The organism is Trinickia fusca (genome assembly GCF_003628145.1).
Lineage (GTDB): Bacteria > Pseudomonadota > Gammaproteobacteria > Burkholderiales > Burkholderiaceae > Trinickia > Trinickia fusca.
In genome coordinates this window covers 16,385-36,723 of sequence record NZ_RBZV01000002.1, presented here as the reverse complement: position 1 = coordinate 36,723, position 20,339 = coordinate 16,385, and the positions used below count along the sequence as shown (strand labels likewise).

19 protein-coding genes are annotated in these 20,339 nt (G+C 62.9%); 11 read left to right on the top strand and 8 right to left on the bottom strand.

Features of this window, described 5'->3' with window-relative positions:
* Positions 1-2: 2 nt before the first annotated feature.
* A complete protein-coding gene (gene mutS / locus D7S89_RS04675) occupies positions 3-2,690 on the bottom strand; it encodes a DNA mismatch repair protein MutS (protein ID WP_121276158.1) in 2,688 nt (895 codons plus the stop codon).
* A gap of 249 nt (positions 2,691-2,939) precedes the next feature.
* On the opposite strand from mutS, the gene D7S89_RS04670 reads away from it, so the two are divergent.
* From D7S89_RS04670 to D7S89_RS04650, 5 genes are all read left to right on the top strand, one after another.
* Positions 2,940-3,242, top strand: coding sequence for a type II toxin-antitoxin system HigB family toxin (locus D7S89_RS04670; protein ID WP_121276156.1), 303 nt, complete (start codon positions 2,940-2,942; stop codon positions 3,240-3,242).
* A 5-nt stretch (positions 3,243-3,247) separates the two neighbouring features.
* Positions 3,248-3,610: a helix-turn-helix domain-containing protein gene (locus tag D7S89_RS04665; RefSeq protein WP_121276154.1), complete on the top strand. Its 363-nt coding sequence runs from the start codon at positions 3,248-3,250 to the stop codon at positions 3,608-3,610.
* A 207-nt stretch (positions 3,611-3,817) separates the two neighbouring features.
* Positions 3,818-4,549: a DUF5677 domain-containing protein gene (locus D7S89_RS04660; RefSeq protein ID WP_147426591.1), complete on the top strand. Its 732-nt coding sequence runs from the start codon at positions 3,818-3,820 to the stop codon at positions 4,547-4,549.
* Between the two features lie 109 nt (positions 4,550-4,658).
* Complete coding sequence (locus tag D7S89_RS04655) at positions 4,659-5,756, top strand: hypothetical protein (protein WP_121276150.1); 1,098 nt, start codon at positions 4,659-4,661, stop codon at positions 5,754-5,756.
* Between the two features lie 613 nt (positions 5,757-6,369).
* Entirely contained in the window at positions 6,370-7,152 is a 783-nt protein-coding gene (locus D7S89_RS04650; protein ID WP_121277292.1) for a hypothetical protein, read from the top strand.
* Between the two features lie 631 nt (positions 7,153-7,783).
* Here D7S89_RS04650 and D7S89_RS04640 read toward each other — a convergent pair.
* Entirely contained in the window at positions 7,784-8,701 is a 918-nt protein-coding gene (locus D7S89_RS04640) for a LysR family transcriptional regulator (RefSeq protein ID WP_121276146.1), read from the bottom strand.
* Positions 8,702-8,849: 148 nt separating this feature from the next.
* Between D7S89_RS04640 and D7S89_RS04635 the strand changes: the two genes are divergently transcribed.
* Entirely contained in the window at positions 8,850-9,776 is a 927-nt protein-coding gene (locus D7S89_RS04635) for an NAD-dependent epimerase/dehydratase family protein (RefSeq protein ID WP_121276144.1), read from the top strand.
* A gap of 144 nt (positions 9,777-9,920) precedes the next feature.
* Here the strand turns inward: D7S89_RS04635 and D7S89_RS04630 are convergent, their stop codons facing one another.
* On the bottom strand, positions 9,921-10,541 hold the full coding sequence (locus tag D7S89_RS04630; protein WP_121276142.1) for a class I SAM-dependent methyltransferase: 621 nt from the start codon (positions 10,539-10,541) through the stop codon (positions 9,921-9,923).
* 159 nt (positions 10,542-10,700) lie between these two features.
* Entirely contained in the window at positions 10,701-11,504 is an 804-nt protein-coding gene (locus D7S89_RS04625; protein WP_121276140.1) for an inositol monophosphatase family protein, read from the bottom strand.
* Between the two features lie 458 nt (positions 11,505-11,962).
* Between D7S89_RS04625 and D7S89_RS04620 the strand changes: the two genes are divergently transcribed.
* Together D7S89_RS04620 and cysE are read left to right on the top strand one after the other, a co-directional pair.
* A complete protein-coding gene (locus D7S89_RS04620; protein WP_121276138.1) occupies positions 11,963-12,763 on the top strand; it encodes an RNA methyltransferase in 801 nt (266 codons plus the stop codon).
* Between the two features lie 191 nt (positions 12,764-12,954).
* Positions 12,955-13,728 carry a serine O-acetyltransferase gene (gene cysE / locus D7S89_RS04615; protein WP_121276136.1) on the top strand — a complete coding sequence of 258 codons (774 nt, stop codon included), beginning with the start codon at positions 12,955-12,957 and terminating at the stop codon, positions 13,726-13,728.
* 61 nt (positions 13,729-13,789) lie between these two features.
* Here cysE and D7S89_RS04610 read toward each other — a convergent pair whose 3' ends face one another.
* The 4 genes from D7S89_RS04610 to D7S89_RS04595 form a co-directional block, all read right to left on the bottom strand.
* Positions 13,790-14,569: a UDP-2,3-diacylglucosamine diphosphatase gene (locus D7S89_RS04610; RefSeq protein ID WP_121277291.1), complete on the bottom strand. Its 780-nt coding sequence runs from the start codon at positions 14,567-14,569 to the stop codon at positions 13,790-13,792.
* 59 nt (positions 14,570-14,628) lie between these two features.
* Positions 14,629-15,123 (bottom strand): peptidylprolyl isomerase, encoded by a 495-nt coding sequence (locus D7S89_RS04605; protein ID WP_121276134.1) that lies wholly within the window; start codon positions 15,121-15,123, stop codon positions 14,629-14,631.
* Positions 15,124-15,195: 72 nt separating this feature from the next.
* Positions 15,196-15,780, bottom strand: coding sequence for a peptidylprolyl isomerase (locus tag D7S89_RS04600; protein ID WP_121277290.1), 585 nt, complete (start codon positions 15,778-15,780; stop codon positions 15,196-15,198).
* A 38-nt stretch (positions 15,781-15,818) separates the two neighbouring features.
* Complete coding sequence (locus D7S89_RS04595) at positions 15,819-16,532, bottom strand: tetratricopeptide repeat protein (RefSeq protein WP_183085099.1); 714 nt, start codon at positions 16,530-16,532, stop codon at positions 15,819-15,821.
* A 239-nt stretch (positions 16,533-16,771) separates the two neighbouring features.
* Here D7S89_RS04595 and cysS point away from each other — a divergent pair, with 239 nt between their 5' ends.
* The 3 genes from cysS to D7S89_RS04580 all read left to right on the top strand — a co-directional run bounded on the left by cysS (position 16,772) and on the right by D7S89_RS04580 (position 20,289).
* The gene (gene cysS, locus D7S89_RS04590; protein ID WP_121276131.1) at positions 16,772-18,169 is read left to right on the top strand and encodes a cysteine--tRNA ligase; all 1,398 of its coding nucleotides are present in this window, start codon (positions 16,772-16,774) and stop codon (positions 18,167-18,169) included.
* A gap of 47 nt (positions 18,170-18,216) precedes the next feature.
* Entirely contained in the window at positions 18,217-19,221 is a 1,005-nt protein-coding gene (locus D7S89_RS04585) for a DNA-3-methyladenine glycosylase family protein (protein WP_121276129.1), read from the top strand.
* Between the two features lie 96 nt (positions 19,222-19,317).
* Positions 19,318-20,289, top strand: coding sequence for an acetyl-CoA carboxylase carboxyltransferase subunit alpha (locus D7S89_RS04580; protein ID WP_121276127.1), 972 nt, complete (start codon positions 19,318-19,320; stop codon positions 20,287-20,289).
* Positions 20,290-20,339: the final 50 nt, after the last annotated feature.

Sequence of the window (20,339 nt, the reverse complement as noted above, 5' to 3'; positions counted from 1 at the left end):
CCTCAGTCACGTGCGCCGTGGGTGGCACGAGCGAGTTCTTGTAGCTCGTAAATCAGGTCGAGCGCCTCGCGCGGCTTCAGATCGTTGGGATCGATGGCGTGCAGACGTTCGAGCACCGGGTGCGGCGACGCATCCTCATTAGGCTTGGCGCCGGGCACGGCCGTATCGTCGAGCACAGCGACTTCGTCGAGTGTGTCTTCCGCATACGGAGCCGATGCGAACAGATCGAGCTGCGGCGTCGTATGCGCAACCGATTGCTGCTCGAGATACGCGAGATGCTTGCGTGCCGCGCGGATCACGGGCGAGGGCACGCCCGCGAGCTGCGCCACCTGCAAGCCGTAACTCTGGCTCGCGGGGCCCTCGTTGACGGCATGCAGGAACACGATGCTGTGCCCGTGCTCGACGGCCGACAAATGCACGTTGGCCGCTTGCGGGAACTCGGCCGGCAATTGCGTGAGCTCGAAATAGTGCGTGGCGAACAGCGTATAGCAGCCGTTGTGCGCCAGCAGATGACGCGCAATGGCCCAGGCCAGTGCGAGGCCGTCGAACGTCGACGTGCCGCGGCCGATCTCGTCCATCAGCACGAGGCTCTGCGGTGTAGCGTCGTTGAGGATGGCCGCCGCTTCGGTCATTTCGACCATGAACGTCGAGCGTCCGCCGGCCAGATCGTCGGCCGCGCCGATCCGCGTGAAGATGCGATCAATCGGGCCGAAGCGGGCGCGCCGCGCGGGCACGTAGCTGCCGACGTAGGCCAGCAGTGAGATCAGCGCGGTCTGACGCATGAACGTCGACTTACCGCCCATGTTGGGGCCGGTGATCAACAGCAGTTTGCGGTCGGCGTTGAAGCGGCAATCGTTCGCGACGAACTGCTCGACCTGCGCTTCCACGACAGGATGGCGCCCCTGTTCGATTTCGATGCCGACGTCTTCGGAGAATTCGGGAGCGACCCAATCGAGCGCGCGGGCACGTTCGGCGAGCGCCGCGAGCAAATCGAGCTCGGCCAGTGCCGCTGCGACACGCTGGCAGTCTTCGATGAACGGCAACAGCATCTGCAGCAGCGCATCGTAAAGCGCCCGCTCGCGAGCGAGAGCCCGCTCCTGAGCCGATAGCGCTTTGTCCTCGAACGCCTTGAGCTCGGGCGTGATGTAGCGCTCGGCATTCTTCAGCGTTTGGCGGCGGCGGTAATCGTCCGGCACCTTGTCGACTTGCCCGCGCGTGACTTCGATGTAAAAGCCGTGGACCTTGTTGTATTCGACGCGCAGGTTGCTGATGCCGGTGCGCTCGCGCTCGCGTGCTTCGAGATCGATGAGGAACTGGCCGCAGTTCTCGGAGATGTCGCGCAGCTCGTCGAGATCGGCATCGTAGCCGCGTGCGATGACGCCGCCGTCGCGGACCATCGCGGCCGGCTCTTCGGCCACGGCGCTCGCCAGCAGATCCACGCAAGCGGCAGGCGGCTCGAGCGCGATGTGCAGGCGCGTCAGCGCATCGGCTGCCGCGGTGACGGGGGCGAACTGTGCGCGCAATGCGGGCAGTGCGGCGAACGTATCGCGCAGGCTCGACAGATCGCGCGGGCGTGCCGACAGCAGCGCGAGGCGCCCCGTGATGCGCTCGACGTCGGCGATGCGGCGCAGTGCGCTGCGCAGCGCGTCGAGACTGGCTTCGGGCGGCGCTTCGAGCAGCGCGCCGATCGCTTGATGGCGCGCTTGCGCGCAATGCGCCGCACGTGGCGGATGATGCAGCCAGTGACGCAGCAGACGGCTGCCCATCGTCGTGCAGCAAGTGTCGAGCAGCGAGCAGAGCGTCGGCGACTCGCCGCCGCGCAGCGTCTCGGTCAACTCGAGATTGCGGCGCGTAGCCGGATCGAGGCCGATGTATTCCGACTCGTATTCGACTTTGAGGCTGCGCACGTGACGCAGCTGTTGCCCCTGCGTGGCCGATGCGTACAGCAGCAGCGCGCCGGCGGCGCCGCACGCGCTCGTCAGTGCTTCGGCGCCGAAGCCGTCGAGGCTCGCGACGTTGAGCTGATCGCACAGCCGTTGCTTGCCCGAGGCGATATCGAAGTGCCAGGCCGGCACACGCGTGAGCGTGCCCGTGGCGCCACTCGGCGTGAAGCCCGGGGGCGCATCGGCGATCAGCGTTTCAGCCGGGCGGATGCGCTCGAGTGCGGCGGCCACGTCGTCGGGCGTCGCTTCTGCCAGACGCAATGCGCCGCTGGCGAGATTGAGCCATGCCAGGCCGACCGTCGTTACGACACCGCGCTTGTTGTGGCCCGGGCAAACGGCCAGCAGATAGACGTCGTTCTTGTCGGTGAGCAGCGCCGCATCGGTCAGCGTGCCCGGCGTCACCACGCGCATGACTTTGCGCTCGACCGGGCCCTTCGACGTGGCGGGGTCGCCGATCTGCTCGCAAATCGCGACCGACTCGCCGAACTTCACGAGCTTGGCCAGATATTGTTCGACGGCATGATGCGGCACGCCCGCCATCTTGATCGGATTGCCGGCCGACGCACCGCGCTGCGTCAGCGTCAAGTCGAGCAGGCGCGCGGCTTTTTCGGCGTCGTCGAAGAACAGTTCGTAAAAGTCGCCCATCCGATAAAAGACGAGCGTGCCCGGGTGGTCCGCTTTGATGCGCAGGTACTGCTGCATCATGGGCGTATGGCCGGCGAGGGAGTCGGTCGACGGGGTGTGCATGGGTCCGGCAGAAAGTTACTTGGATGCGGGAGTTTACCAGCGGCCCCGGTGGTCAGCGCGATCTTCGCCATTCGGCCAGTGCAGACTGCTTGCGGGGTGGGGGACCGCCTTATTTATTGCAATTCACGCCAGGTCACTGCGAAGCTCATGCCCGTGTTCATGCCATATTGGGGTTGGGACGAGGCAAAGCGGGCGACAGGGGATGCGATACTGGTTGTCATGGTCCCAAAATGGGACTATGATGGGGCAATGCGTATCGTTGCGAAAAAGAACCTGCTGGCGTTCTGCGAAAAACACTCGGCCGCAAAGCAATCCTTGTTGTCATGGCATGAGGAAACTGCCAAGGCCGCATGGGCGTCGCCGCAGGACATCAAGGCTCGATATTCGGCAGCGAGCTTCGTCGGCCGGAACCGTGTCGTGTTCAACATCAAGGGGAACGACTACCGGCTCATCGTAGCGGTCGCTTACCGCATCGGTGTCGTCTATATCAAATTTGTCGGCACACACGCGGAATACGACAAGATCGACGCAGAGACCGTGGAGCTGGAGTGACAAAGATGGACATTCGACCGCTGCATACCGAGCAGGACTACAACGACGCGCTCAAAGTGCTTTCGGCGCTCGTCGACGCTGACCCCGCGCCAGGAACGGCCGAGGGCGATCATCTCGAAATCCTGGCGACTCTCGTCGAAAATTACGAGAGCCATCATTTCCCGATGGAGCTTCCAGATCCGATTGAAGCAATCAAGTTTCGGATGGAGCAGGAGGGACTGTCGGCAAGCGACATGCGGCCCTATTTGGGTAACCTGAACCGCGTATATGAAGTACTGAACCGAAAGCGTGGTTTGAGCTTGGCAATGATTCGACGACTCAACCGAGGGTTGAAGATTCCAGCGGAAGTGTTGATTGCTGAGGCGTAACTCGTCGGCATTCGTCGGATGTCGCTTCGACGGTGAACCCCGCTGATGGTCGGCGCTTGCCTCAGAACAGTATCGAATGCGGTTCGGCGGCTCAGCCGGGCGGCTAGGTGCGGCCACCAAGGGACAGTCGACTAGTTTCATCGAATGACCGAAGTTCGGCGTATATTCGACGCCGAATGGATCTGCTACGCGCGAGAGGGGAACGCAATGCCGAACATACCCGCAATGCTTGTGGCCGCGCACGATATAAAGGCACAGATCGACGGGCTGCTGTTGCGTGGGAGCGTGCAGGATAGTGGCGAACATCGCGTCGCTGCAACGCTGTGTCTGACTATCGCCGAACAGTTTGCGGCGACCCTGCACTTGATAGAGGGCGGCTTCTCGTCCCATGCACCAGTCATGGTGCGCTCAATGCTAGAGGGACATGCGAATCTACTGAACCTAGTTGGCGATCCTGCATTTGTCGACCAGATCAGGTACGACAACGCGCGTGCCGATGTCGTGTTGTTCACTGAATATGCGGCGGACCCCGAGATGCAGGGCAACGCGGACGCGCAGGAAACATTGGCCAGATGGAAAGCCGATGCGGAACCGGTGCGCGATGAGTTGGAAGCGAAGGGCTATGGCAAGCTCGACGTGTACCAGCGATTCAAGAGAGCAAACATCTTGTCTACATACGTGGCCTACCGCGTCTTTTGCTCGTTCGCACATAACCAACTCACAACATTGTTGGCACTTCATGCTGACCGTTTCGAGCTTCGCTACCATGTCGAAGCGCCGAAAGCGCTAACTGCTAGCCTGCTGAATGTAGCCGTCAGCATTTTGTGCCAAGCGGTTGTAACGGCATCGCACTACACCGACCTGACCGATGCCGAACTGCGGCAAGTAATCGACGCTGCCGACGCAACATGGGGTGCGGCGCAGGCACTCGTCGAGTAGGTGCCGGGTAGTTGGGCGGGCTGGAAGCCTAGTGCGCTGCGTGGAGAGAGAAGCATGAGCGACCGGGCCAGTCGCGCTACGTTACAAACGCCGGAGGAGTACTCGTGCTATGGCTGGCATCCATACACTTAACGCGCGGGGCAACATGCTGCTCCCGGTTATCCGGAAGCACTACGGCTGGACTGATTCGCGCACCTTCCATGAAATTCAGCGCTTTCACATCGATCTCCTAACGATCCTTCGCGCGAAGGGTGTCGACTACTCGTCACTGCGAAGTGCGCTGACGCCGCAACCGACGAAGCACGAGGCGGCGTTTCTTTTCGACGAGCATCGCTGCGAGAACACGTTCGTTCCGGGTGTGGAATGCGCCGGCGCGCTGTTCAAGGCGCTTGATAGCAAAACGACGCACAGCATTCTTGGTGGGGAGTTGGTCGACGACAGGGACGAGATCGCACGCGCGCTGCTTCGCCGTTCAGCGATTGTCTCCAAGGACTTGAGCTTCAAGCATCCATGCTTCTGCTACGTCATCTACGTCAACAACCTTTCCGAGGGCGGCGTCACCGCTATCGACAGCAAGCTACGGGCACACAAAGCCTACCTTGGCTACGTCCCTTGCACCTATGCAAGCCTTGCCAAGACATTCGTGTCGATGCATCTCGTGAATCTGGTGATCAAGCAGGGCAATACGGTCATCCTCGGACATGAGGATGACCGACCGAACACCGAGAACTGCAACCTGCATCTCCATGACTACACAGCCCTTGGCCTCAAGCTAAAGAGCCTTCAGTCGATGTACTTCGACACTTTTTTGTCCTACAAGCCCGAGCAGATGTTCCTAAAGGAGTCGGACGACGATCTTGAAATCGCGTTGCGAGCGATGTCTAAGGAGGTCGCCCCGCTCGCTGAGTTCGCAGTTGTCATCGAGGACGACAAATTCGAGAAGTATCTGAAGACCGTGAAGCTTGGGAAAATGATGAAGACTGGCCTCGCCGACTTGACCAAAGCAGAGCTGGAGGCGGCTATCCGCGAGAAACTGCGGATGAGCTACCTGTACAACATGGAGTGGGTCGATGAGCCCACGCACCAGCTCAGCAAGTTCAACATCATGCTCGAATTCCCGAGGGCAGACGGGTATCCGGAGCGAATGGTCGTTTCCCTCGAATACCGGCCCGCCGACCACGTGCTGCGGCTGGTGACGGTTTCATGAACTATCACGTTCTCGTGCGAACGCCGGGCCTTGATCTGCAGCCGAATCGTGCAATTCCAGAAGGCCGCTGCACCGGAAGGCGTCGCTCTGATCGGCCACCGGTCTCCAAAAATCGTGGGGATGTCGCGTCCGCTATTCGCTGCATTGCAGCCGTTTAGCGGTATATGGCGAACGGCCACACTGGGTCGCCAGCGGCCGGCCGTTCCAGAAATTGGTTGGCGTAGGTTTCAGCGTAGCTTTTGTATCGACACCTTGTCAGATAACGCGGAGAGACGTCTGCATCATGGGCGTATGGCCGGCGAGGGAGTCGGTCGACGGGGTGTGCATGGGTCCGGCAGAAAGTTACTTGGATGCGGGAGTTTACCAGCGGCCCCCGGTGACCAGCGTGATCTTCGCCATTCGGCCAGTGCAGACCTCTTGCCGGGTGGAGGCCGACTTATTGATTGCAATTCACGCAACGTCGCTGCGAACCTCATGCTCCTGCTCATGCCACGTTGGGGTTTGGGCTAGGTGAAGCGGGCGACAGTGGATGCGATACCTCATTTCTGAGAGGTTACCTCGGCGGGGATCCATCGCTACGATGGCGTCCCCCCTTGGTACAGGAGATCGGTTGATGGCCTCGGTCAAAATCGACTTAGGTTTCGGTGATCAAGCCGTCCTGTCCGAACGGACAGTCTCGCGGGTACTGCCGCTGATGTACCAGCGGGACGTTGAGGAGTTCTTGCGGCGCTGGCCACGGACACGGTCGAACCATGAGGCGCGCGGTTACCTCCAGCAACTTGGACTCTACGTTGCATACAAGCCACCCAGCGTGAATCCGGCCGATACGATCGCCTTGCTTCGGTCGGCTGTGCAAAGCGGCAGGGTGATGGTCGTGATAGAGCGCGCCAGGACGCGATCTGGAGGGGGCGTAAGTGCACCGCCAGCGTCCTCCCGGCGCGCCCCGATCGCGCCTTCCCGTCAGTCATTCGCTGAAATGGCAGCGGGCGCAAGCACCCTGTCGGTGCCGCTGGATGATGCGGTATTTGCTTCTAAGTCGTACTCTTGGATGCAAAGCTACGATGACGTTAGCGCTGACGATTTGATTAAATATATCGAGAGCGTTATCGGTAACGCCGCCGACGGGGCGGTTGACGCGGCGGAAACGGCCGTCGATGCACCCACGCCTCTCGGAAATGCGGAACCGTTTGATCTCAGTGTCGAGTCGACACCCGACGACTTGATGAACGTTGCTGCCCGAGGAGTTAGCGAGGCCGACGAGGCTGAGTGCTTCGAGCGGTATGAGTTGGACATGGAGCAGTGCCAGTTTGCTCGCGCTATCTATAGTGATCCGCGTACCTATGCGGCATGCACTGCCCGCGCGTTCGCGAGTTATCAATCTTGCAGAGGATACTGAAATGGGAAAACCGCCGCGCGCCACGATTGTTTTCTACGATGAGGAGACGGAGCAGGTCAAGATGTGCACCGTTTTCCGACGGGAAGTGCAGTCCGTAATTGATCGCGAAATTGCCCGAAGTGGCGGTATGACAATCCCGCCGGACGCAGAGGCGCATGACGCAAGGCCGCTGACAGATGAGGATGCCCGTCGGCTCGGTGGACTGGTGATCCTCATGCAAGCTGGGGCGCATCCCGAGTTGAGAGGGCGGCTGCAAATCACTACGGCTGAGCCCGTTAGTTGGGAATCAACTCGTCCACCGGCAAGCGAATAGGAAAAGAAAGCCGCCCCCGGACCTCGTCTAAGAATCAAGAGACACGACAACTATTCTGACGCCGGGGGCCTGCAACCGCGAAGTTCGCCTTTCGGCCAGTTGCCGGAGATGACGAGCGGCGGCTGCCGGCCATGAGCGGCCATTGACAAGTACTCGCGTTGTGACATTCGAGCGTCAGTTTCGCTCCGACGACGGACTTTCTTGTTAAGTATGAGACGCCGGTCCGGCTCGATCTGCCCCGTGACCAACGACCAGACTGGCTGCAACACGCCCGGCCTCCGGGGCCGTTTCACCCTATGGCCATCTATTCAGCCCGATTCACAATTGAAGACGCGGCGCAATGAAGTCGAGGAAACAACGCACGCGGCTTGCAAGCGCGGCACTGCGGTAGTAGACGGCGCTGACAGGTTGCCGCTCGTCGATCAGCAGGTCTTCGAGGATTGGAACGAGCCGCCCTTCGCGCACATCGCCTGCAATCATGAAGTCGGCGAGACACGCGATGCCCCAGTGCGAAAGCGCCAACTGCCGGATCGTCTCGCCGCTCGACGCACTGATCGATGGCGTTATCTTCAGCCTCGGATCATCGGTGCTTCTCCGGGCTCCGGTCGCGGCGTCCGGCCAGCGCAACGGCCAGCGGTTCAACTGCTCCGGCGCAGTGAACCCGATCAGCCGGTGTGCGCGTAATGCGTCCACGCTACGTGGCATCTCCTGCTCGTTCAGATACGCGGGACTCGCGACAATCCTCAGCTTACTGCTGCCGAGTGCACGCGCATGCAGTGTCGAGTCCTGCAACGCGCCGATGCGAATCGCGATGTCCAACTTCTGTTCGAGCAGATCGACGATGCGCTCGTTGCTTGTCAGCTCGAGCCGGATTTCCGGATAGAGGGCGCTGAACGCCTTCATGTGCGGCGCGATGCAGTGAAGCATGAACGGCGACGCAGCATCGACGCGCAACCGTCCCGAGGGTCGTTTGCGACGTCGCGCGACGGATTCCTCCGCCTCCTCAATCGCCGCGAGAATCGCGCGGGCGCGGGTGAGAAATAGTTCACCCTCATCAGTCAGTTGCAGGCGACGGGTTGTGCGCCGCACTAACGCGACCTCGAGCTTGGTCTCGAGCCGTGCAAGCGCACGGCTGACGCCGGAGACTGTCTGCTGCAGCTTTTCCGCAGCGGCGGTAATCGAGCCACTGTCGATCACGGTGACAAACGCGAGCAGCTCGTCGGTGGATGTTTTCATGCGGGCATGTTGTACAAGTCGTGCGGGCCGGGCGGCGGCCCGCGATTCTTGACTAGCAGTCAAGATTAATTTGAGCCTAACACGGCTTCTGCCGAACGATGCGCACGCCGATACTGTGAACCAACGCATATTCGAAGGAGAAGCTCACATGAACGTTTTCATCACCGGTGCTGGCGGCTTCATCGGCGGCTCGCTCGCGGCAGGTTTCGTCAATGCAGGTCACCGCGTGCGCGGTCTGGTGCGCCGAGCTGAACAATGCGACGCACTCCATGCATTCGGCGTCGAGCCCGTGATGGGCTCGCTCGACGACCGCGAACTGCTGCTCGCCGAAGCGCGTACCGCCGATGCCGTCATCAATGCGGCGAGCAGCGATCACCGCGGGGCGGTGGAAGTGCTGATCGACGGACTCGCCGGTTCCCGCAAGGCGCTTTTGCATACGAGCGGCTCGAGCATCGTCGGTGACGCGTCAGGCGGCCGCGCGGGCGACGCTATCTACACCGAGGACACGTTGCCCGAACCGACCGTCGACAAGGCAGCACGCGTTGCGATCGACCGGGCCGTTACCGATGCGGCGAAGCGCGGCGTACGTTCCGTGGTGCTGTGCAATACCTTGATCTACGGTCACGGTGCTGTGCCGGGCAGCGCGAGCGTGCAGTTGCCGCGGCTTGTTGCGCAGGCGCGCGAAAGCGGCGTGGTGCGGCACGTCGGCACGGGTGGCAACATCTGGTCGAACGTCCACATCGACGACGTGGTCGCTCTTTATCTGCTCGCGCTCGACAAGGCGCCCGCCGGAAGCTTTTATTTCGTTTCGAGCGGGGAGGCGTCGTTTCATGAGATGTCCACCGCGATTGCCGACGCCATGGGGCTCGGCGCGCCGCAGGATTGGCCGCTCGAGGATGCGGTCGCACAGTGGGGCTATGAGATGGCGTCGTACGGACTCGGCTCGAACAGCCGCGTGCGCGGGGACAAGGCGCGTCGCGAGCTTGGCTGGAGGCCGATGCGAACCTCCGTGACGGACTGGATTCGTAACGAGATGCTATCAGGTGAGCACGGCAGGCAGGTGCAGCCTCTGTAAGTTGCCTGGAAAACCATGACGTCGAGGCCTCTGCGTTCGCGCAAAGTACGACAGGCGTTGGAAGTACAGGGCGAGCGTGTACCTCGCCGATGCGGAAAGGCACTTCGCCGAATGGCTAACGGCGCGTGCAAAAAAGCGGGCGCGTCAGCGCAGCGTATGCGGATAGGGCTTGCGCAACGCAACGAAGCTCCAGCTCACGTCCGTCCGGCCTTGCGCATCGTCGCGTTCGCTGTAATGGACGGGTTCGAGCCCATGACCTCTCCCGAGGGCGATGGTCTCATCGGCCGATACCTCGTACATCCTGCGTCCAGCGGGCACAGGGCCATGCCGCAACGACATCGTGACGATTCCGCCTGCCGAAAGCAGGTTTGCCACCGTCTGCATGGCTTGCGCGCGTTCCTGGAGGTCCAGATGCATCCATACGGCGGTGAGCAGGACCAGATCGAACACGCGCCCACTCGCGCATAGCGTAGCGAGTGCGGGCAGCGCATCGTCGATCCATTCAATCGGTACGTCGGCATGAATGCGCTGGCCTTCACGGCGCAACGCCTCGGTTGGCTCGATGGCTACGACACGGTGCCCACGTCGGGCCATCGCTGCTGCGTCGCGTCCCGAACCGGCACCGATGTCGAGGACCATGCCGGGCTCGGTCGGAAACAGATGCAGGACGTCGCGATGCAGCGCCTCGAAGGGGATGCCTTCGTATTGTTCAGCTAGGGCGGCGGCATGCTCGGCGTAGCCGGCGGCACTGGCGAGACGGTTCATGCGTGATGCTCCGAAAAGGGGAGTTGATCGATCAGCATCCATCGTGCGTTGGCGCGAGGTTCGTCGCGCGCGTATCCAGCACACCCAGCACGCGCGAAGAAAAAGGCGGCCGAAGCCGCCTTGATCGTGGGTCGCGCCTCGTCGCGCGTGCGCCGCCGTTTACGCCGCTTCTTGCTTCGTCCGCGAATACGGGCTCAGGATCGGCACCATCTGCGCGTAGATCTTCGGGTTGCCCGCGACGATTTCGCCAAGGCGCAGGAAGTCGGACTCGCCCGTGTAATTGCCGACGAGGCCGCCCGCTTCGGTGATGAGCAGGCCGCCCGCCGCCACGTCCCACGGGCTCAGGCCTTGCTCGAAGAAACCGTCCATGCGGCCGGCCGCCACGTTGGCCAGATCGAGCGCAGCGGCGCCCGGGCGGCGCAGGCCCGCGCAGGCGCGCGTCATGTCGGCGAACAGGCCGCAATAGGCTTCGAGATGGTCGTTTTCGCGGAACGGAAAGCCCGTGCCGATCAGCGCGTCGGCGAGTCGATCGCGACGGCCGACACGGATGCGGCGGTCGTTCAGATAGGCGCCGCGGCCGCGCGAAGCCGTGAACAGATCGTTGCGCGTCGGATCGTAGACGACTGCCTGCGTGACGATGCCCCTGTGCGAGAGCGCGATCGATACGCAGTAGTAGGGCAGGCCGTGGATGAAGTTGGTGGTGCCGTCGAGCGGATCGATGATCCACTGGTAGTCGGATTCCTGCTCCGACTCGCCCGATTCTTCGGCGAGGATGGCGTGATCGGGGTAAGCCGTCTTCAGCGTCTCGATGATGGCCGCTTCCGCTGCTTTATCCACCTCCGTGACGAAATCGTTGTGCTGCTTCTTGCTGATCTGGACCTGCTCCAGATCGAGCGATGCGCGGTTGATGATTTGTCCGGCGCGGCGGGCGGCCTTGACAGCGATGTTAAGCATGGGATGCATGAGCAGGTTCCTTATGCCGCGACAGCGCCGGGGCTGCCACGGAAGTTGGGCCAAACCGCGCGGAATACGCACGCTTGACGAGCGCGATTCCGTCGACGAAGACGAATTGAAGAAGAGCAGTGCGCGTACACGATCTTGGGGGAGCGGCACGCGCGAATTTCGTGATTTTACCCGAGTCCGGTGCCGCGCGGCAAAGCCATGTCATATGCCACGCCGGTTGCCGACGATTCGTTGGACGAAACATCGGCGAGAGGCCGAGGTCGATGCCGATGCCGATGCTTCGCGCTGAGCCGCTCCGATCCAGCATGCCATGGCGGCGATAGGCCGAACGCGATAAGGCCTCCCAATGGGCAGTTGGCGATACCATACGGTCTTACATAGCGCTCGATCGGTCGTTTTCACCCGATTCTCACCGGTTTTCCACCTTGAATTCACCCACTTCCCATCCGTCGTCCCCGGTGTTCGAGCCGGGCTCGGCAGGGCCGCACGGCGGCTTTACCTCGACCCTTTTCGTGCTCGTCGAGCCGAGTCATCCCGGCAACGTCGGGGCAGCGGCGCGTGCGCTCAAGACGATGGGGTTCTCGCGGCTCGTGCTCGTGGCGCCACGCGTGAGTCACGTGCAGACGGACCCCGAAGCCATCGCGATGGCGAGCGGGGCGGACGATGTGCTGGCCTCGGCCAGCGTCGTGCCGACGCTCGCCGACGCGCTAGCGGGCGTGCATTGGTCGGTGGCGTTGACGGCCCGCATGCGGGAGTACGGCCCGCCTCAGATGGCGCCGCGGGTCGCCGCGGGGGAGGCGACGCGCTACGCGGCACACGGCGACATTGCCTTCGTGTTCGGCAACGAGCGCACGGGGCTCTCGAACGAGCACGTCGAGCGTTGCAGCGCGCTTGCCCACATTCCCGCCAATCCGGCTTACAGCTCGCTGAACCTCGCGCAGGCGGTGCAGGTACTGGCCTATGAATTGCGCATGGCATACCTCGGCGTCGACGTGCCCGCGGCCACGGCTGCTGCCGGCGAAGCGCCGGGCCCGCGCGCTTCGAGCGACGAGATCGAGCGCATGTTCGTGCACCTCGAGAACGCGCTGATCGCACTCGAGTTCCTCGACCCGGCCAATCCGAAGAAGCTGATGTCGAGGTTGCGACAGCTGTTCGCACGCGCCGGGCTCGAGCGCGAGGAAGTCAACATCGTGCGTGGCATCGCCAAGCACGTCCTGCTGAAAGCGCGCGGCCTGCACGATACCGATCGCTCGTCTTAAGTTTCAATGGACGGACAGGTCCGCTATACACAATGCCCCTGGTCATCAGAGGGCGAAAAAGCCGTACTCAGCAGGACTTGTCCGTTCCTCCTACAATCGATGCGTTTTTCATAAGGAAATCGCTGGATGTCATATCGACGCGTCCGCCGCCGCGCGTAACGGCGGCGCTTTTCTTTCTGCGAGCCATCCCCATGTTCACGAGACTTCGCGAAGACATCGCCACCATCCGACAGCGAGACCCCGCCGCACGCAGCGCGTGGGAAGTTCTCACCTGTTATCCGGGGCTGCATGCGCTCGTGCTGCATCGATTCGCTCATGCCTGTTGGCGCATGCGGTGGCGCTGGCTCGCGCGCTTCGTCTCGCAGTTCGCGCGTTTTCTGACGGGCATCGAGATTCATCCGGGCGCGACGCTCGGACGCCGCGTCTTCATCGACCACGGCATGGGCGTCGTGATCGGCGAGACGGCTGAGGTTGGCGACGACTGCACGATCTACCAGGGCGTGACGCTCGGTGGCACGATGCTCACGCGCGGCGCGAAGCGGCACCCGACGCTCGAGCGCGGCGTGATCGTCGGTGCGGGCGCCAAGGTGCTCGGCGGCTTCACGATCGGTGCCGAGGCGAAGATCGGCTCGAATGCCGTCGTCGTGAAGCCGGTGCCGGCTGGCGGCACGGCCGTGGGCAATCCCGCGCGCGTCATCATGCCCGCCGACGAGAAGCGCAAGCCCGAACGGAGCAGCGCGTTCTGCGCCTATGGCATCGCGCCCAATGCCGAAGATCCGGTCTCGCTGGCGCTACACGGGCTCATCGACCACGCGGCGAAGGAGACGCAGCGCGTCGACGAAATCGTCGCGGCGCTCGAGCGGCTCGGCACGCGTCTCGAAGCGTTGCAGGGGGCGGATGGGACGTTGCTCGATCTGCGCCGTTTGTCGGCGGCCATCGAAGGCAAAGCCGTCGTGCAGGACTGAGCGGGAAGCAAAGAAGAGAAAAGCAGGAGCAGCGAGCGCCCATGATGGGCCGCTCGCGCCCTCAATCGAGCGGTAGCGCGCGGATGCCTTCGGCGTCGACGCGCAGATAGCCGCCACGATGCGTGCCGTGATCGAAATCCCAGTCGGGCAGCACCCAGCGCGTGCCACTCGTTTCGTAGTGATGCGCGGGCCGGTGCGTGTGGCCGTGAATCATCGTCGACGTTTTACTGGACCGGAACAGCGCCTCTACGCCATCGTTCGTGACGTCGTATAGCGGCGAAGGCGGGCGCGTGCGGCCTTCCTCGCTCGAGACGCGCATGCGTTCGGCGAGCGCGCGGCGCCATTTCAATGGCGATGCCAGAAACAGCAACTGCAAGGCACGCAAGCGTGCGATGCGGCGAAACGTCTGGTACTTGCGATCGGCCGTGCACAGCGCGTCGCCATGCGCGAGCACGATACGCGTGCCGAATGCCGTCATCACGAACGGATCGGGCAGCCAGATCGCGCCGGCCGCCTTCATGAAACGCTTGCCGAGCAGGAAGTCGCGGTTGCCGTGCATCACGTACAGCGCGATGCCGCGCTCGCTCAGCGTATGCAGCAGGGCTGCGATACGCGCGGCGAACGGATCGGCAGCGAGCATGTCGTCGCCGATCCAGTACTCGAACAGATCGCCGAGCACGAACACGGAGTCGGCGCTGTCGGCCGTCACGGTGATGAAGCGTTCGAACGCCGCGACCGTGTGCGGAATCGCGGCGCTCAGATGCAGATCCGAGATGAACAGCAACGGGCGCGGCGCATGCGGGCCCGTGCGATCGTGCGCGTGCGGCACGCTCGCTTCGATGCTGTGAGGCGGCGCGTCTTGACGCGCCGAGACGCCTCTATCGCGGACGACAGCAGTACTCAATCGACCACGACCGCTTTTTCGATGATGACGTCGTCCATGGGCACGTCTTGATGGAAACCCTTCGAGCCCGTCCGGACCTGCTTGATGGCATCGACGACATCCTGGCCTTCGACGACCTGGCCGAACACGGCGTAGCCCCAGCCTTGCGGCGTCGGCGACGAGTGGTTCAGGAAGTCGTTGTCGTTGACGTTGATGAAGAACTGGGCCGTCGCCGAATGCGGATCGTTCGTGCGTGCCATCGCGATCGAGTACGCGACGTTCTTCAGGCCGTTGTTCGCTTCGTTGTCGATCGGTTCATCCGTCGGCTTTTGCTTCATGCCCGGCTCGAAGCCGCCGCCCTGGATCATGAAGCCGTTGATGACGCGATGGAAGATGGTGTTGTCGTAATGACCTTTCTTCACGTATTCGAGAAAGTTCTCGACCGACTTCGGTGCCTTTTCGGCATCCAGCTCGAGCTTGATGATGCCGTGGTTCGTGTGCAGTTCGACCATGATGAATTCCTTCGATTCAAGTGCTGATGGCGTGGGCCGGCGCAAGAGGGCGCCGGCGCGAATGAGACGGATTTAGTGCGTGACGACGCTCGCGGATTGGATGACGACTTGTTTCTGCGGCACGTCTTGCATCATGCCGCGCGAGGTGGTCGGCGTCGCTTCGATTTTCTTGACTACGTCCAGGCCCGAGACGACCTTGCCGAACACGGCGTAGCCGTTGCCATCCGGGTTCGGATAGTCGAGGCCGGCATTATCGACGGTATTGATGAAGAACTGGGCCGTCGCCGAGTTCGGATCGCTCGTGCGTGCCATCGCGAGCGTGCCCGTCTCGTTCTTCAGCCCGTTGCGGCTCTCGAGCGGAATCGGTGCGCGCGTGGGCTTCTCGGCATAGCTCGTCGTGTAGCCGCCGCCTTGGATCATGAAGCCGCGAATCACGCGATGGAAGATCGTGCCGCTGTACTGACCGGACTTCACGTACGACAGGAAGTTGTCGACCGACTTCGGTGCCTTTTCCGGATACAGCTCGACCTTGATGTCGCCCTCCGACGTCTTGAGCAGCACCATCGGGTGCCCGCCGGCGGGGGCGGCCGTTTGCGCGAAAGCGGGTGCGTGAGCAATCAGAGCAGCGCTGCCGAGCGCCAACCAGAAGCGTTTCATGAGCATCCTTTAACGTGAAAGAGAAGGGGGCGCCGCGCTTAGTAAGACGGCGCGACGTAGGGCGGCAGCGCGAGCGAACCGTTCGGCCCGGTGCCGAATTGAACCGACGGGCTCGGAAGCGCCGGCGGCGAAGAGGGAATGACGAACGACGCGGGCGCGTTGGCGCGTTTGCTGCTCGTGGGTTTGGCGGCGTGCGTGGGCGAAACGATCTGTGCGATGTCGGCCAGACGCTGTGCGGTCGTCGCGCTCGTGTGGCCGAGCCCTTGGGCGCGCTTGTACGATTGCTCCGCGAGCCTCAGGTACAGGTCGCCGAGATTTTCGTAAGCGAGGCCGTAGCCGGGGTTCGCCTTGACCGCCGTCTCGAGTGCCGCGCGCGCTTCTTCGTAGCGGCCTGCCTTCGCATAGAGAGCCGCCAGATTGTTGTAGGGCTCGGGCAGCTCGGGATAGCTTTGCGTGAGCTCGGTGAACTGGCGGATCGCGTCGTCATCGCGATCCAAGTGCACGAGCACGGTGCCGCGCTTGAACTTCGCTTGCGCGTCGCGCGGCTCGGCGGCGATGCGTGCATCGAGCTGAGTCAACGCCTGGCGCCAGTTTTGTGCCGCGATCGATGCGTCGATTTCGGGCGTGCCGTCGTTCGTCGCGCCCGTTGCGGCATGCACCGCGGCACTCGGCAAAGCCGCGAGCGTGAAGGCGATGAGGACAGTCGCAGCAAGGGCCGCGGTGCGGGGCATGCGGCCGCTGGAAGATTTCATAGGCTCAAATCGGGATGTTATACTCCGGCCCATTCTAACAAATCGTTTGCTCGTTTTTTCGAACGGCAGACTGTCCTTCGCCAGTCATGGTCGTCTTCGCCTCGATCGCGGTTTAAGCGGCGCATCGCGGACACTCGTTCGCAAACGTTCACCGTCGTGCGCGTTGCCTTCGCGGCCTGTTGCGGGCGCGTCGCACACGTCGCCCTGTGCGGATTGCTCAAGGCTCACGCATCGTCTCTATGGAATCACTGCGCATCTACAACACGCTCGCGCGTGACAAGCAACTCTTCGTGCCGCGCCGCGCAGGCGAGGTTCGAATGTACGTCTGCGGGATGACCGTTTACGACTATTGTCACGTGGGGCATGCGCGCGTGATGGTCGTGTTCGACGTCGTGCAGCGCTGGTTGCGTACGCTCGGCTTGCGTGTGACTTATGTGCGCAACATTACCGATATCGACGACAAGATCATTCGTCGCGCCGTCGAGAACGGCGAGACGATCAAATCGCTGACTGACCGCTTCATCGCCGCGATGCACGAGGACGCCGATGCGCTCGGCGTTGCGCGCCCCGACATCGAGCCGCGCGCGACCGACTACATCCCGCAGATGCTGGGCATGATCGAGCGACTCCAGGCGAACGGGTATGCCTATCAGGCCAAGGACGGCGACGTCAATTACGCGGTGCGCAAGTTCGCGCCGTATGGTGCGCTGTCGGGCAAGTCGCTCGAAGACCTGCGCGCGGGTGAGCGCGTGGCGGCCAACGATGCGAAGGAAGATCCGCTCGACTTCGTGCTGTGGAAGCGCGCGAAACCCGAGGAGCCGGACGATTCGATCTGGGAATCGAAGTATGGACGCGGCCGCCCCGGCTGGCACATCGAGTGCTCGGCCATGAGCTGCGAACTGCTCGGCGAGCATTTCGATCTGCACGGCGGCGGTCAGGACCTGCAGTTTCCGCATCACGAGAACGAGATCGCGCAAAGCGAAGGCGCGACCGGGCAGACGTTCGTCAACTACTGGATGCACAACGGCTTCGTCCAGATCGACAACGAGAAGATGTCCAAATCGCTGGGCAACTTCTTCACGATCCGCGACGTGCTCGCCAAGTACGATCCTGAAGTCGTGCGCTTTTTCATTGCGCGCGCGCATTACCGTTCGCCGCTCAATTACAGCGATGTGCATCTCGACGATGCGCGTGCGTCGCTGACGCGGCTCTATACGGCGTTGAAGGACGCGCATTGCGACGATGCGCCGCTCGACTGGAGCGAGCCGCATGCCGAGCGTTTTCGCGCGGCGATGAACGACGACTTCAATACGCCTGTCGCGGTGTCGGTGCTGTTCGAACTCGCGAATGCCGTCAATCGCACGCAGGATCGTGCCCTCGCGCGCCAGCTGCGCGAGCTCGCGCGCACGATCGGCCTGCTCGAGCGCGAGCCGCGCGCGTTCTTGCAGCAGGCTGGCGCAAGCACGGGCGGCGAAGCGTTCGACGCCGCCGCAATCGAGGCGAAAATCGCCGAGCGCGTAGCGGCCAAGCGTGCGAAGAACTATGCCGAGGCAGACCGGATTCGGGCCGAATTGCTCGAAGCCGGGGTTGCACTTGAAGACAAACCGGGCGGGCTGACTGAGTGGCGCCGCGTATGAACGTGCATCGCGCATCGCGCTGATCGACTCGCCAGGCAGGAGGCAAGATGGCAACGGCCAGGAAGGCGCCGGTAAAGCGCGCCACGCCGCAACGCGTAGCGGCGACGACGAACGCACGGCGTCCGCGCGCGAGTGCGTCGGCTGAAGGGAGCGACGTCCAGGTTCAGCAGCAAGCCGAGGGTAAGCGCACGGCCGCGGCCAAGCGCGGCGGGGCGGGCAATGAGGCACGCGCTTCGCACGGGCCTAACGGCGCGACGCCGCCGAAGACGAAGGCGGCGCCCAAGCGCGCAGCCAAGCCCAACGGTGCTGCTACGGGTGACGAGCAAACGTTCGCGCGCGAGACGGCGCACGACGGTGAAGCCGCGCGCAAGACTCGCGCTGGCGCGAGCGCCGACGCGCAGGTGCCGGTGCAGATCGGGAGTTCGCAGCCGTCGGTGTCGCGGCCCGCGTATTGGGATCGCGCTTGCGCGGACCTCGTCAAGCGCGACCGCATCCTCAAGCGCCTGATTCCGAAGTTCGGCCCCGTGCATCTCGTGAACGGCAGTGATCCGTTCGTCACGCTCGCGCGTTCCGTGGTCGGTCAGCAGATTTCGGTACACGCGGCGCAGGCGGTGTGGGAGCGCATCGAGCTCGCCTGTCCGAAGCTCACCCCTCAGCAGTTCATCAAGTCCGGTCAGGACAAGCTGATCGGGTGCGGGCTGTCCAAGCGCAAGACCGAGTACCTGCTCGATCTCGCGCAGCACTTCGTCTCGGGCGCGCTGCACGTCGACAAATGGATGTCGATGGAGGATGAGGCGGTCATCGCCGAGCTCACGCAGATTCGCGGCATCGGCCGGTGGACGGCCGAGATGTTCCTGATCTTCAACCTGTCGCGTCCGGATGTGCTGCCGCTCGACGACCTGGGCCTGATCCGCGCGATCAGCGTCAATTATTTCAGCGGCGAGCCCGTCACGCGCAGCGAAGCGCGCGAGGTGGCGGCCAACTGGGAACCGTGGCGCACGGTGGCCACCTGGTATATGTGGCGCAGCCTCGACGCCTCGCCTACCGAATAAAGCTATTGATTTAGAAGATCGATAGTTGTGACTCGATTTGGACCGGGGCGGGCGCGGTTAGAATACGCGCTGCCGATGTCCCAAGGATTGGAACCTATGAAAACGACGTTTCTGGATTTCGAACAGCCGATCGCCGAGCTCGAAGCGAAGATTGAAGAGTTGCGCTTCGTGCAAGACGATTCCGCTGTCGATATCTCGGAAGAAATCGATCGGCTGTCGAAGAAGAGCCAGCAGCTGACCAAAGACCTCTACGCGAATCTGACGCCTTGGCAAGTTTCGCAGATTGCCCGTCATCCGCAGCGGCCTTATACGCTCGATTACGTCAACGAGCTGTTCACCGATTTTCACGAGCTTCACGGCGACCGCGCCTTTGCCGACGACCTGTCGATCGTGGGCGGTCTCGCGCGCTTCAACGGCCAGGCCTGCATGGTGATCGGCCAGCAGAAGGGGCGTGACACGAAGGAGCGCGCAGGGCGCAACTTCGGCATGCCGCGGCCCGAGGGCTATCGCAAGGCCGAGCGTCTGATGCGCCTGGCCGAGAAGTTCGGCCTGCCGATCTTCACGTTCATCGACACGCCGGGTGCCTATCCGGGCGTGGGCGCCGAAGAGCGCGGCCAGTCCGAGGCGATCGGCCGCAACCTCTATGTGATGGCCGAGCTGAAGACGCCGGTCATCGCTACCGTCATCGGCGAAGGCGGCTCGGGCGGCGCGCTCGCGATCGCCGTGGCCGATAGCGTGCTGATGCTGCAATTCTCGACGTATTCGGTGATCTCGCCGGAAGGCTGCGCGTCGATTCTGTGGAAGAGTGCCGCCAAGGCGCCCGAGGCTGCCGAGGCACTGGGCCTCACCGCGCATCGCCTGAAGGCGCTGGGACTCATCGACAAGATCGTCAACGAGCCGCTGGGCGGCGCGCACCGCGATGTGAAGGGCATGGCCGCATTGCTGCGTCGTGCGCTGGCCGACACGCTGCGCCAGTTCCAGGGCATGAGCACGCAAGAGCTGCGCGAGCGTCGCTTCGAGCGGCTCATGGCTTATGGCAAGTTCAAGGAGTCGATGCCGGGCGCATGATGCGCACGCCGGCTCGTCCCAGTTGCGGCGTTTTGCGCCGCCGGACCTGG

Coding starts and splice junctions, on each gene's coding strand:
- mutS (WP_121276158.1), bottom strand. CDS start 2,690: ATGCACACCCCGTCGACCGACTCCCTCGCCGGCCATACGCCCATGATG.
- D7S89_RS04670 (WP_121276156.1), top strand. CDS start 2,940: ATGCGTATCGTTGCGAAAAAGAACCTGCTGGCGTTCTGCGAAAAACAC.
- D7S89_RS04665 (WP_121276154.1), top strand. CDS start 3,248: ATGGACATTCGACCGCTGCATACCGAGCAGGACTACAACGACGCGCTC.
- D7S89_RS04660 (WP_147426591.1), top strand. CDS start 3,818: ATGCCGAACATACCCGCAATGCTTGTGGCCGCGCACGATATAAAGGCA.
- D7S89_RS04655 (WP_121276150.1), top strand. CDS start 4,659: ATGGCTGGCATCCATACACTTAACGCGCGGGGCAACATGCTGCTCCCG.
- D7S89_RS04650 (WP_121277292.1), top strand. CDS start 6,370: ATGGCCTCGGTCAAAATCGACTTAGGTTTCGGTGATCAAGCCGTCCTG.
- D7S89_RS04640 (WP_121276146.1), bottom strand. CDS start 8,701: ATGAAAACATCCACCGACGAGCTGCTCGCGTTTGTCACCGTGATCGAC.
- D7S89_RS04635 (WP_121276144.1), top strand. CDS start 8,850: ATGAACGTTTTCATCACCGGTGCTGGCGGCTTCATCGGCGGCTCGCTC.
- D7S89_RS04630 (WP_121276142.1), bottom strand. CDS start 10,541: ATGAACCGTCTCGCCAGTGCCGCCGGCTACGCCGAGCATGCCGCCGCC.
- D7S89_RS04625 (WP_121276140.1), bottom strand. CDS start 11,504: ATGCATCCCATGCTTAACATCGCTGTCAAGGCCGCCCGCCGCGCCGGA.
- cysE (WP_121276136.1), top strand. CDS start 12,955: ATGTTCACGAGACTTCGCGAAGACATCGCCACCATCCGACAGCGAGAC.
- D7S89_RS04605 (WP_121276134.1), bottom strand. CDS start 15,123: ATGGTCGAACTGCACACGAACCACGGCATCATCAAGCTCGAGCTGGAT.
- D7S89_RS04600 (WP_121277290.1), bottom strand. CDS start 15,780: ATGAAACGCTTCTGGTTGGCGCTCGGCAGCGCTGCTCTGATTGCTCAC.
- D7S89_RS04595 (WP_183085099.1), bottom strand. CDS start 16,532: ATGAAATCTTCCAGCGGCCGCATGCCCCGCACCGCGGCCCTTGCTGCG.
- cysS (WP_121276131.1), top strand. CDS start 16,772: ATGGAATCACTGCGCATCTACAACACGCTCGCGCGTGACAAGCAACTC.
- D7S89_RS04585 (WP_121276129.1), top strand. CDS start 18,217: ATGGCAACGGCCAGGAAGGCGCCGGTAAAGCGCGCCACGCCGCAACGC.
- D7S89_RS04580 (WP_121276127.1), top strand. CDS start 19,318: ATGAAAACGACGTTTCTGGATTTCGAACAGCCGATCGCCGAGCTCGAA.